Genomic DNA, 12,585 nt, shown 5'->3' on the forward strand with positions numbered 1-12,585 from the left:
TTTTCGTCTGATTTGGTGCTTGAGATGCGCTACAAGGTTGGCTAGAATTGCGCCTGTCTTTGGGGAGTAGCTTACCCGATGGAGTTTCTATTTCATCCGGTTCGTTCGTCAACATAATTGGTGCAAAATCACCATGGCGCTCGAGACTCGAAGCCTTTCGAGTTTAGCAAGACCTTAGACAAATCATCACGAACCGGGGTGGGGCGTGAGGTTTGTCTATGGTTAAATATTATAATCCCTGCCCCAAAGAGCATGTCGTGAGCGTTTTAGCTATTTCAATTACTACTGTCGCGTTAGCAGAAATTGGCGATAAGACCCAATTGCTTTCGTTGTTACTTGCTAGTCGATACCGTAAACCGGTTCCTATTATTGCAGCCATCTTTTTAGCCACTATTGCTAACCACGCTTTAGCTGCATGGTTAGGTGTCGTTGTAGCCGATTATCTTTCTCCTGAAGTTTTAAAATGGGTGCTGGTGGTCAGTTTTGTTGCCATGGCGGCTTGGATTCTGATTCCGGATAAACTCGATGACGATGAAGAGATCTCCAACCGCGGCCCGTTCATTGCCAGTTTTATTGCCTTTTTTGTTGCTGAGATTGGAGACAAAACTCAAATAGCAACCTCTATTCTGGGCGCGCAGTATGCTGATGCCTTGAGTTGGGTGGTATTAGGTACGACGATAGGTATGTTACTGGCGAATGTGCCTGTGGTTCTGATCGGTAAGTTATCTGCGGATAAAATGCCATTGGATCTTATCCGTAAAGTGACCGCCTTTTTGTTCGTCTTATTGGCGATTGGTGCGGCAGTCTTCTAGTTTGACCTATGTGGGTAAAGCTAACGGCTTAGTGTTACTTTGCCCCGAAACGTCGTTGAAAATGGAGCGAATTATCAATAACTAGTGAATTCGTGGCTTACTTCAAACTCTGGCATAAATTCGTTCAATAGCGTGACGAGTGGCATATTAGTGTCATACTTGTCATGGTAGTTTAGTGCTGTGAATGATAGCGAGAGGGCAAGTTTATGCTTACACGTTACATGGGGATGACCCCAAAGAGTCAGAGTTATTTATTCACTTTTGGTTTAGTGCTGTGCTTGTTGGCATTGGTGCTAACCGATATGTGGTTACCGATTGTAGCGGGAACTTTCATACTCACCGGGTTAACGGTAGAAGCATGGATTCGGGTTGCACACATCATACCGATGCATGAAGAAATGCGGGCGATGAAGAAACAGCTCAATAAGCTACAGTCAGAAATACGCACATTAGAATACGACGAATAAGTAAACGGCAGCCAGATAGGCTGCCGTTTTTGATTATTCCAAACCTTTCTTTATCAGGTATTGATAGGGTAACTGCTCTGTTTGTGCCGCTATCAACTGGTGATCCATAAATCGGCAGAAACTCGGAATATCTCGAGTCGTCGATGGATCGTCCGCTTTCACCAGCAAAATTTCACCATCTTGCATGTTGCGAATTGTCTTCCTGACCATCATCACTGGCTCTGGGCAGCGCAGTCCCTCTGCTTCTAACGTCTTGGTTGCCAGTTCAGGATTAAAGCTCATAGTGTGACTCTCGTAGCTAACTTAGCGTTGAATTTTACGTTCGTGGAAAAAATATTCAATAACCACTTGGCAAAGTGTTATTTTTGCTTTACCTTAAATTAACAAATTGGTAACAAGTAGTAAGGAGAGGCGATGCTGACAGCTTTAGACAGACTAACGATATATTCTGTGCTGTGCTTTATTTCGTTCTGTGCGTTAGTGCTCAGAACTCCAGCTGAAACCTCACTGATGCCTTTAGTAGGCGTGATTGCAACGATTTTGGGTATTTGGATTGAGATGCATAAATGGTCAGATGCATCCGAGCAAGAAAATTAATTTTGCTTAACTCAATCAAGATACATTGATTTTGCCATCTTCTTTTTACCAACACTTCATTCCGACACTATCCCCATTTTTTCTTGGGCTTCCCCGCTGAAAGGCGGGATTTTTTTTGCCTGAAGAGTACAATTTATCTAAACCCATTCATAATATATGGTCATTGTGGAATTAGAAGACATTTATCGCCGAGATCTCAATTTATTAGTCGCATTACGCGTGCTTATTGAAGAAAGCAGTGTTAGTAAGGCAGCAACTCGGCTGAATTTAAGCCAGTCGGCGATGAGTCGAGTGCTTGGACGACTACGTGACTTATTAGGCGACCCTCTTTTCACTCGTCAGGGGCAGCATTTAATCCCCACACAAAAGGCTCTGGAAATTGATCGTTCTCTGGGAGAGCCGTTAGAGTCGCTGCGCCAATTGCTTTCACCTATTGAGTTTGATCCGTTGCATTGCGACCAGACTTTTACTATCGCCACGACAGATTACGCCATGCAGACCATCTTACCTTTTGCCTTGCCGCGTATTTATCAGGAAGCGCCCAATGTGTCGTTTAACTTCCTGCCATTGCAGCACGATAGGCTGTCTGATCAACTGACTTATGAAGGCGCCGATCTCGCCATTTGCCGACCGACCGGTCCCATTGAGCCATTGCGTAGTGAAATACTAGGCCGGGTTGGTGTGTTGTGTTTATTGTCTAAGCAGCACCCGCTGGCAGATAAAGAGATGAATCTCGAAGATTATTTGGGGCATCCACATGCAATGATTGCGATCAGTGATGGGGTAAATGCGCTGATTGAACAAGCTTTGATTGATAAGCCACAACGCAAAATGGTGCTGCGTGCTTATCACCTGGAAGCGGCACTGGCGATTGTTGATACCCTGCCGATCATTATCACCGTTCCGGCAGATTTAGCGTATTTGGTCGCGGAACGTTATGACCTGATGGTGAAACCCCTGCCGTTTGAATTTACTCCGTTTGATTACTCGATGATCTGGCATGCGCGTTGTGAGCATTCACCTGCACAAGAATGGTTGAGAGGGATAGTTAAAGAAGAGTGCGGACGTTTGATTGCCAAGCGCATCGAAGATATGGGGTTAGGTTGATCAAAAAGAGCCAGCAATGCCGGCTCTTAGTCTGTCTAATTTGTGACTTTTGATCTTAAAGCTTGATAACCACGCGACCAGTGACTTGGCCGTTAGTGATGTCTTCGGCGTATTTAGGTGCTTCGGCTAGCTCGACTTCGGTACAAGCTTGCTCAAAGTAGCTATCAGGTAATAGCTCAACCAGCTTTTCCCATGCGGCGATACGTTTTTCAGTCGGACACATTACTGAGTCGACACCTTGCAGACGCACGTTACGAAGGATAAATGGCATCACAGTTGTTGGCAGGTCAAAACCACCTGCCAGGCCACATGCTGCGACAGCGCTGTTGTAATCCATTTGTGCCAGTACTTTTGCCAGCACTTTGCTGCCGACAGTATCAACTGCACCTGCCCAGATTTGTTTCTCAAGTGGGCGAGCTGGTTCTTCAAACTCAACGCGGTCGATGATGCGACTTGCGCCCAGCTTTTCTAGCAGTGGACCGTTTTGTTCTACGCGACCAGTAACGGCTGCGACTTTGTAACCCAATTGAGCTAATAATGCGACTGCGACTGAACCCACGCCACCACTTGCGCCAGTAACAAGGATTTCGCCTGCTTCTGGTTTGATATCAGCATCAAGCAGCGCTTGAACACACAGCATTGCGGTAAAGCCAGCGGTACCGACCATCATTGCTTTTTTGCTGTCTAGACCTTTTGGTAGCGGTACTAACCAATCGGCTTTCAAGCGAGCACGTTGCGCCATGCCGCCCCAGTGGTTTTCACCTACGCCCCAGCCTGTTAGCACCACTTTGTCGCCAGCCTGGTAGCGTCCATCTTCAGAGCTCACCACGGTACCAGCCAGGTCAATGCCCGGAACCATTGGGAAGTTACGGATGATTTTACCTTTGCCCGTAATCGCCAAACCGTCTTTGTAGTTTAACGATGAGTAGTCAACGTCAATCAGGACGTCACCTTCAGGGAGTTGGGTTTCATCAATTTGTTCGATGTTGGCGATAGTACGTTTGTCTTCTTGGTTTAGAACTAGAGCATTAAACATGAGGTTCTCCGAGTGTGCGGTAGTGTGGCTGGGATGCCACAGCAGCAAGATATTAACTGCCTCTAAGTGTATGTCTTGTTTAGTTATGAATAAAATGAAAGTTCATCATTTAATCTATGCGTTTAGTGCATAGATTTCTGGTAAAAACTTAAAAATAAAGGGCGACACAACATGTCGCCCTTAAGTCTAATACTAAATGACTTTAGCATCGGTGCATTTCATCAGGATGCCGAGTGGATCACTCTGTCGTTCAAAGACCTAAGGTCTCTCAAAAACAGTCGCGATACCCTGACCAAGACCGATACACATGGTCGCAAGGCCGTATTTCGCGTCTTTTGCTTCCATTAGGTTGATCAGCGTCGTAGAGATACGAGAGCCAGAACAGCCTAGTGGGTGGCCCAGAGCGATAGCGCCGCCATTCAGGTTTACTTTTTCGTCCATCACATCAAGCAGACCCAGGTCTTTAGCACATGGTAGTGACTGTGCTGCGAACGCTTCGTTTAGCTCGACTACGTCCATATCTTCGATAGACAAACCTGCACGTTTTAACGCTTTTTGTGTTGCTGGTACTGGACCGTAACCCATGATTGACGGATCGCAGCCCGCAACCGCCATGCCCTTGATACGCGCGCGAATCTTCAGGCCAAGCTCGTTGGCTTTTTCTTCACTCATGATCAGCATTGCTGAAGCACCATCTGATAGTGCAGAGGAGGTACCTGCCGTCACGGTACCATTTGCCGGGTCGAATACCGGACGAAGCTGAGACAGGCCTTCTACCGATGTTTCTGGACGGATAACTTCATCGTAATCCAGAGTAAATAGTGTGCCGTCTGCCGCGTGACCTTCGATTGGCAGGATTTCGTTCTTAAAGCGACCTTCTACCGTTGCTGCATGAGCACGTGCATGAGAGCGCGCGGCAAACTCATCTTGTTGCTCACGGCTAATACCGTGCAGTTTACCCAGCATTTCGGCCGTTAAACCCATCATGCCTGCGGCTTTTGCTACGTTCTTCGCCATACCCGGGTGGAAGTCCACACCGTGGTTCATTGGTACGTGACCCATGTGTTCAACACCACCGATCAGGCAAATCTCGGCATCGCCAGTCATAATTGCGCGTGTACCGTCATGCAAAGCCTGCATGGATGAACCACACAAACGGTTTACGGTAACCGCGCTAATTTCAATTGGCAGACCAGCCAGCAGCGCTGCGTTACGTGCAACGTTAAAGCCTTGTTCCAGGGTTTGTTGTACACAGCCCCAGTAGATGTCTTCGATCTCACTTGGGTTAACTTGTGGGTTACGCGCCAGAATGCCTTTCATCAGTTGTGCAGATAGGTCTTCAGCACGAGTATTTCGGAAAGCGCCACCTTTAGAGCGACCCATTGGGGTACGTAGACAATCTACTACGACAACATTTCTTGTTTGATTAGTCATTTTGGGAATCCCTCCTTAGATAGAGCCTTGCTGTTGTGCGCCGTAGAAGGTCTCGCCTTTGGCTGCCATATCAATCAGCATTTGCGGTACTTGGTACATCGCGCCTAGTTCAGCGTGTTGTTTTGCTGTTTCGATGTATTCAGCAATACCAACGCTGTCTAGGTAGCGGAATACACCGCCGCGGAATGGAGGGAAGCCCAGACCGTAAACCAGAGCCATGTCCGCTTCTTGTGGTGTCGCGATAATGCCTTCCTGTAGACACAGCACCACTTCGTTGATCATAGGAATCATCATTCGTTGGATGATGGTTTGCTCGTCGAAGTCACGTTTATCTGCACATACGTCAGCTAACAGTGGCAAGATTTCTTCAGAGAAGGTCTTCTTCGGTTTACCTTTCTTATCAACTGAATAGCTGTAGAAACCGCTGCCATTTTTCTGGCCAAACTTGTTGGCTTCAAACAAAGTATCAATCGCATCGCGACCTTGCTTGCCCATACGCTCTGGGAAGCCTTCAGCCATGACGGCTTGTGCGTGGTGAGCTGTATCGATACCTACAACGTCAAGCAAGTAGGCTGGACCCATTGGCCAACCAAACTTGCGTTCCATGATTTTATCGATTTGTGTGAAGTCAGCTCCGTCACGAAGTAGCATGCTGAAACCACCAAAGTACGGGAACAGTACGCGGTTTACGAAGAATCCAGGGCAGTCATTAACGACGATTGGTGATTTACCCATTTTCGCTGCGTAAGCCACAACACGGTTGATGGTTTCATCTGACGTTTTTTCGCCGCGGATGATTTCAACCAATGGCATGCGATGCACAGGGTTAAAGAAGTGCATACCACAGAAGTTTTCTGGGCGTTGTAGTGACTGAGCCAGTACGTTGATTGGAATGGTCGATGTGTTCGACGTGATAACCGTATCTTCGCCCACGTTTTGCTCGACTTCGCTCAGTACCGCCGCTTTTACTTTCGGATTCTCAACCACGGCTTCGACAATCACATCTGAGTTTTCGATGCCAGCGTAGTGCAAGCTTGGAGTAATAGACGCGAGGATGCCCGCCATCTTGAAGCCGTCAAGACGACCTGTAGCAAGACGCTTATTCAGCAGTTTCGATGCTTCATTCATGCCCAAATCTAATGAGGCCTGAGCGATGTCTTTCATCAGTACAGGCACACCTTTCAGTGCTGACTGGTAAGCGATACCGCCACCCATGATACCTGCGCCAAGTACAGCAGCACGTTTAGTGTCTTTGTTTGCTGATTTTGCCGCTTTTTTAGCGATGCCTTTAATGTACTGATCGCTAAGGAACAGACCAACCAATGATTTCGCTTCTTCTGATTTTGCTAGTTTAACGAAGTGCTTACGTTCAACATCCAGCGCTTCATTACGTGCAAATCGAGCGCCTTCTTCAATAGTAAGGACTGATGTGATTGGTGCCGGGTAGTGTGGACCCGCTTTTTGCGCCACCAGGCCTTTTGCCATGGTGAAGCTCATCATCGACTCTAGCTTGCTTAGCGTTAGTGGTGATGTCTTTTGTTTGCGGCGAGCTTGCCAATCAAGTTTTTCGTTGATTGCAGACGTCAGTGTTTGCAGAGCGGATGCATGCAGAGAGTCTGAATCGACAACCGCATCCAACAGGCCAAGTTTTAGTGCTTCATCAGCACGGAGCGCTTTACCTTGTGTAATGATTTCCATCGCGTTATCAGCACCGATAACACGAGGTAGACGTACACAACCACCAAAGCCTGGCATGATGCCAAGTTTCGTTTCTGGTAGACCGATGCTGGTGGTTTTATCACCGATGCGCATGTCTGTTGCCAATACACACTCGCAGCCACCACCAAGAGCGTGGCCCTTGATGACTGAGATGGTTGGGACTGGAAGGTCTTCAAGTTTGTTGAAGATGCTGTTGGCGAATTGTAGCCACTGATCCAGTTCTTCATCAGTCTTAGCAAACAGGCCTAAGAATTCAGTAATGTCTGCACCTACAATGAACGCATCTTTATCTGAAGTCAGCATTACGCCTTTCAGACCTTGGTGTGCGATAAGTGCATCAAGGGCTTTGTCTAGTGACTCAAGTGTCGCTAAATCGAGTTTATTTACGGATTTTGGCGAGCAGAAACTCAGCTCTGCAATGCCATCCTGTATTTCCTTTACCTGTAGGGTTTCGGCTTGGTAAATCATTGTCTATCTCCATGACATACAATCTGGGATTGTCTGTATACCTATTAAAATGGTGCCCTTCCTCGTATAAATAGCTTCGGATAAATAGGTATCGAGGAAGTGTTTTATTCTAATTCTGGCTTGACCATTGATGTTAGTTTTGATCGGTGGATGTTTAATTTCAATACATTTTTCAAACAAGTGTTTAACATTGTGCGCTGGGCCAGATCTTATGCGACTTGTAAATCACACTCGTGGTAGACTTCAGGCAAAGAGACAAGCGACCTAATTCTATGAATGACCAGCCTTATTTGATTCCTGCACAACCGACTCAATTTGAAGAAGAGATCAAAAAGAGTGTGTTTATTACTTATCTTGCCCATACGCCAAGTGTCGACGCTGCGAAAGCGTTTGTGGAACAAGTAAAAACAAAACACGCGGATGCGAGGCATAATTGCTGGGGATTTGTCGCCGGAAGACCAGAAGACTCGATGAAGTGGGGCTTCAGTGACGATGGCGAACCGTCTGGAACGGCAGGTAAGCCTATTCTCGCTCAGCTCTCTGGTTCAGGGGTTGGAGAAATTACGGCGGTTGTAACCCGTTACTCAGGCGGCATCAAATTAGGGACGGGTGGTTTAGTGAAGGCCTATGGTGGTGGTGTACAACAAGCACTCAGGCAGCTTCAAACTATTGAGAAAAAAATAACCACAAAGCTCAGACTAGCGTTAGACTATGGGTTTATGCCTATCGCACAGTCTATTATGCCTCAGTTTGGGGCGGTTGAAGTTGATGCTGAATACAGCGATCAGGTCGTGCTGGTGGTAGAAATTGAGCTTCGTGAAGTGAGCGGATTTACCCAAGCTATCATTAATAAAAGTGGGGCGAAGGCAATTGTTACCCCACTAGACGGAAAATAATGAAAAACAGTAAGCGACAGGGACAGCTTCGCTAGTCAATCAATCCATGCAATTTCGTTCAATTATTCGTATCGTCGGGCTATTGCTCGCGCTTTTTAGTGTCACAATGCTCGCGCCTGCGCTTGTCGCGCTGACTTACCGAGATGGCGCTGGTGTGCCTTTTGTCACGACCTTTTTTGTTCTGCTGTTTTGCGGGGCGGTGTGCTGGTTTCCGAACCGTAGGCATAAGCATGAGCTAAAAGCGCGTGACGGATTCCTTATCGTAGTCTTATTCTGGACCGTATTGGGCAGTGCGGGCTCCATTCCTTTTTTGATTGCTGATAATCCTAATATATCGGTAACGGACGCTTTTTTTGAGTCATTTTCCGCTTTGACGACCACCGGTGCGACGGTGATTGTTGGTCTGGATGAATTACCCAAAGCGATCTTGTTCTATCGTCAGCTACTTCAGTGGTTTGGCGGGATGGGGATCATCGTATTAGCGGTGGCCATTTTGCCTGTGTTAGGTATCGGTGGAATGCAGTTGTATCGTGCTGAAATCCCGGGGCCGGTAAAAGACACCAAAATGACACCGCGTATTGCTGAGACAGCCAAAGCGCTTTGGTATATCTACTTAAGCCTGACGATTGCATGTGCGACAGCATTTTGGTTGGCAGGGATGACACCGTTTGACGCCATCAGCCATAGTTTCTCTACCATCGCGATTGGCGGTTTCTCAACGCATGACGCAAGCATGGGGTATTTCGACAGTTACGCAATCAACCTCATTACCGTCGTATTTCTCCTGATCTCAGCGTGTAACTTTACTTTGCACTTTGCGGCATTCTCGTCCGGCGGGGTACATCCTAAATACTACTGGAAAGATCCCGAGTTTCGCGCATTCATCTTTATACAGGTGATACTGTTTGTTGTTTGCTTCTTATTACTACTGAAGCACCACTCATACACGTCCACGTATGATGCTTTCGACCAAGCGCTTTTCCAAACAGTCTCTATCTCAACCACGGCTGGTTTTACGACAACAGGCTTTGCGGATTGGCCATTGTTCTTACCTGTCTTGCTGCTGTTCTCATCTTTTATTGGTGGATGTGCTGGCTCGACAGGTGGTGGTATGAAAGTAATTCGCATATTGCTGCTTACCTTACAAGGTGCTCGTGAGCTGAAGCGTCTGGTTCACCCTCGCGCGGTCTACACCATTAAAGTTGGTGGTAGCGCGCTACCACAACGAGTCGTAGATGCCGTTTGGGGATTCTTCTCTGCGTATGCGTTGGTGTTTGTTGTGTGTATGTTGGGACTGATCGCGACCGGAATGGATGAACTGAGTGCATTCTCTGCCGTTGCCGCCACTTTGAATAATCTTGGTCCGGGCCTTGGAGAAGTAGCGCTGCATTTTGGTGATGTAAATGACAAAGCAAAATGGGTTCTGATCGTGTCCATGTTGTTTGGTCGTCTAGAAATCTTTACCTTACTCATTCTACTCACGCCAACGTTTTGGCGTAGCTAAGGGGATATCGTGGCAAAAGCATTGTTCTTATACTCTTCTCGTGAAGGGCAAACAAAAAAAATCTTCAACTATATAGATGAGAAGCTAACGGACTTCGATTGTGATTTAGTGGATCTACATAATGTAGACACTATTGATTTCGAACCCTATGACAAAGTGCTGGTTGGGGCTTCTATTCGCTATGGGCATTTGAATAAGAAGTTGTACCAATTTATTGAACGCCACCTTACTCAACTGGAAAAGCATAAAGTCGCTTTCTTCTGTGTGAACCTAACGGCACGTAAAGAAGACCAAGGTAAAGATACGCCAGAAGGCAGTGCGTATATTCGTAAGTTCTTGATGAAATCACCTTGGAAACCAGAGTTAATAGGCGTGTTTGCTGGCGCCCTTTATTATCCGCGCTACGGGTGGTTCGACAAAATGATGATTAAGTTCATCATGTCGATGACGGGTGGAGAAACGGATACAACGAAAGAGGTGGAATACACCAACTGGGAAAAAGTGACTCTTTTCACGGATAAATTCAAAGAACTGTAGAAATAACGTGCTCTTTTAAGTGTTTTTGATGCTATTTCATTCGAATGATAGAAAATTCAAAAAAAACCTCAAAAAGGGCTTGCCAATGTGATCGCAATCTCTATAATGCCACCTCGCTGACACGGCAACGCTTCGAAAGAAACGAGCCAGGGTTAGCAAGCCAAATTAGCCAAGCGGAAACGCTTGAAAAAAGTTTGAAAAAAGTGATTGACACTAAACTTTAACTCGCTAAAATGGCCGTCCGATTTGAGCGAAGCTCAATAGGAAAGCTCTTTAACAATATAGACCTATCAATCTGTGTGGGCACTCGTTGATGATAATCCAATTAGAAACTTCGGTTTCAAATTAGGTTTCAATGATACGAAGTGACCATTGAATCTTCGGATTCAGCACAGTCAATTCAAACATTACTTTATGTAATGTTCAGTATTCATTGAGCCGACAAAATCTTAAATTGAAGAGTTTGATCATGGCTCAGATTGAACGCTGGCGGCAGGCCTAACACATGCAAGTCGAGCGGAAACGAGTTAACTGAACCTTCGGGGGACGTTAACGGCGTCGAGCGGCGGACGGGTGAGTAATGCCTAGGAAATTGCCCTGATGTGGGGGATAACCATTGGAAACGATGGCTAATACCGCATGATGCCTACGGGCCAAAGAGGGGGACCTTCGGGCCTCTCGCGTCAGGATATGCCTAGGTGGGATTAGCTAGTTGGTGAGGTAAGGGCTCACCAAGGCGACGATCCCTAGCTGGTCTGAGAGGATGATCAGCCACACTGGAACTGAGACACGGTCCAGACTCCTACGGGAGGCAGCAGTGGGGAATATTGCACAATGGGCGCAAGCCTGATGCAGCCATGCCGCGTGTGTGAAGAAGGCCTTCGGGTTGTAAAGCACTTTCAGTCGTGAGGAAGGTAGTGTAGTTAATAGCTGCATTATTTGACGTTAGCGACAGAAGAAGCACCGGCTAACTCCGTGCCAGCAGCCGCGGTAATACGGAGGGTGCGAGCGTTAATCGGAATTACTGGGCGTAAAGCGCATGCAGGTGGTTTGTTAAGTCAGATGTGAAAGCCCGGGGCTCAACCTCGGAATAGCATTTGAAACTGGCAGACTAGAGTACTGTAGAGGGGGGTAGAATTTCAGGTGTAGCGGTGAAATGCGTAGAGATCTGAAGGAATACCGGTGGCGAAGGCGGCCCCCTGGACAGATACTGACACTCAGATGCGAAAGCGTGGGGAGCAAACAGGATTAGATACCCTGGTAGTCCACGCCGTAAACGATGTCTACTTGGAGGTTGTGGCCTTGAGCCGTGGCTTTCGGAGCTAACGCGTTAAGTAGACCGCCTGGGGAGTACGGTCGCAAGATTAAAACTCAAATGAATTGACGGGGGCCCGCACAAGCGGTGGAGCATGTGGTTTAATTCGATGCAACGCGAAGAACCTTACCTACTCTTGACATCCAGAGAACTTTCCAGAGATGGATTGGTGCCTTCGGGAACTCTGAGACAGGTGCTGCATGGCTGTCGTCAGCTCGTGTTGTGAAATGTTGGGTTAAGTCCCGCAACGAGCGCAACCCTTATCCTTGTTTGCCAGCGAGTAATGTCGGGAACTCCAGGGAGACTGCCGGTGATAAACCGGAGGAAGGTGGGGACGACGTCAAGTCATCATGGCCCTTACGAGTAGGGCTACACACGTGCTACAATGGCGCATACAGAGGGCGGCCAACTTGCGAAAGTGAGCGAATCCCAAAAAGTGCGTCGTAGTCCGGATTGGAGTCTGCAACTCGACTCCATGAAGTCGGAATCGCTAGTAATCGTGGATCAGAATGCCACGGTGAATACGTTCCCGGGCCTTGTACACACCGCCCGTCACACCATGGGAGTGGGCTGCAAAAGAAGTAGGTAGTTTAACCTTCGGGGGGACGCTTACCACTTTGTGGTTCATGACTGGGGTGAAGTCGTAACAAGGTAGCGCTAGGGGAACCTGGCGCTGGATCACCTCCTTATACG

The 12,585-nt window shown here is 47.4% G+C and carries 11 protein-coding genes and 1 rRNA gene; 8 read left to right on the plus strand and 4 right to left on the minus strand.

What is annotated here, in order from left to right; genetic code table 11:
* Positions 1-257: 257 nt before the first annotated feature.
* Positions 258-812, plus strand: a complete 555-nt coding sequence (locus VER99_RS00050; protein WP_020333583.1) for a TMEM165/GDT1 family protein — start codon at positions 258-260, stop codon at positions 810-812.
* A 206-nt stretch (positions 813-1,018) separates the two neighbouring features.
* On the plus strand, positions 1,019-1,279 hold the full coding sequence (locus tag VER99_RS00055) for a hypothetical protein (RefSeq protein ID WP_020333584.1): 261 nt from the start codon (positions 1,019-1,021) through the stop codon (positions 1,277-1,279).
* A gap of 33 nt (positions 1,280-1,312) precedes the next feature.
* Here VER99_RS00055 and tusA read toward each other — a convergent pair whose 3' ends face one another.
* Entirely contained in the window at positions 1,313-1,561 is a 249-nt protein-coding gene (gene tusA, locus VER99_RS00060) for a sulfurtransferase TusA (protein WP_014230434.1), read from the minus strand.
* 132 nt (positions 1,562-1,693) lie between these two features.
* Between tusA and VER99_RS00065 the strand changes: the two genes are divergently transcribed.
* Positions 1,694-1,876 carry a hypothetical protein gene (locus VER99_RS00065; RefSeq protein WP_014230435.1) on the plus strand — a complete coding sequence of 61 codons (183 nt, stop codon included), beginning with the start codon at positions 1,694-1,696 and terminating at the stop codon, positions 1,874-1,876.
* A 165-nt stretch (positions 1,877-2,041) separates the two neighbouring features.
* Positions 2,042-2,983 carry a LysR family transcriptional regulator gene (locus tag VER99_RS00070; protein WP_024372653.1) on the plus strand — a complete coding sequence of 314 codons (942 nt, stop codon included), beginning with the start codon at positions 2,042-2,044 and terminating at the stop codon, positions 2,981-2,983.
* Between the two features lie 55 nt (positions 2,984-3,038).
* On the opposite strand, the gene acuI is transcribed toward VER99_RS00070, so the two are convergent.
* The 3 genes from acuI to fadB form a co-directional block, all read right to left on the minus strand.
* Positions 3,039-4,019, minus strand: coding sequence for an acrylyl-CoA reductase (NADPH) (acuI, locus tag VER99_RS00075; protein ID WP_020333586.1), 981 nt, complete (start codon positions 4,017-4,019; stop codon positions 3,039-3,041).
* 258 nt (positions 4,020-4,277) lie between these two features.
* On the minus strand, positions 4,278-5,453 hold the full coding sequence (fadA, locus tag VER99_RS00080) for an acetyl-CoA C-acyltransferase FadA (protein ID WP_020333587.1): 1,176 nt from the start codon (positions 5,451-5,453) through the stop codon (positions 4,278-4,280).
* Positions 5,454-5,468: 15 nt separating this feature from the next.
* Positions 5,469-7,640 (minus strand): fatty acid oxidation complex subunit alpha FadB, encoded by a 2,172-nt coding sequence (fadB, locus tag VER99_RS00085; RefSeq protein WP_014230439.1) that lies wholly within the window; start codon positions 7,638-7,640, stop codon positions 5,469-5,471.
* A 272-nt stretch (positions 7,641-7,912) separates the two neighbouring features.
* On the opposite strand from fadB, the gene VER99_RS00090 reads away from it, so the two are divergent.
* From VER99_RS00090 to VER99_RS00105, 4 genes are all read left to right on the plus strand, one after another.
* On the plus strand, positions 7,913-8,536 hold the full coding sequence (locus VER99_RS00090; RefSeq protein WP_014230440.1) for a YigZ family protein: 624 nt from the start codon (positions 7,913-7,915) through the stop codon (positions 8,534-8,536).
* 46 nt (positions 8,537-8,582) lie between these two features.
* Entirely contained in the window at positions 8,583-10,040 is a 1,458-nt protein-coding gene (locus VER99_RS00095) for a TrkH family potassium uptake protein (RefSeq protein WP_014230441.1), read from the plus strand.
* A 9-nt stretch (positions 10,041-10,049) separates the two neighbouring features.
* Complete coding sequence (gene hemG, locus VER99_RS00100) at positions 10,050-10,577, plus strand: menaquinone-dependent protoporphyrinogen IX dehydrogenase (RefSeq protein ID WP_020333588.1); 528 nt, start codon at positions 10,050-10,052, stop codon at positions 10,575-10,577.
* Between the two features lie 451 nt (positions 10,578-11,028).
* Positions 11,029-12,581 (plus strand): 16S ribosomal RNA (locus VER99_RS00105).
* Positions 12,582-12,585: the final 4 nt, after the last annotated feature.

This window comes from Vibrio natriegens NBRC 15636 = ATCC 14048 = DSM 759 (assembly GCF_035621455.1).
In the GTDB taxonomy this organism is placed as follows: domain Bacteria; phylum Pseudomonadota; class Gammaproteobacteria; order Enterobacterales; family Vibrionaceae; genus Vibrio; species Vibrio natriegens.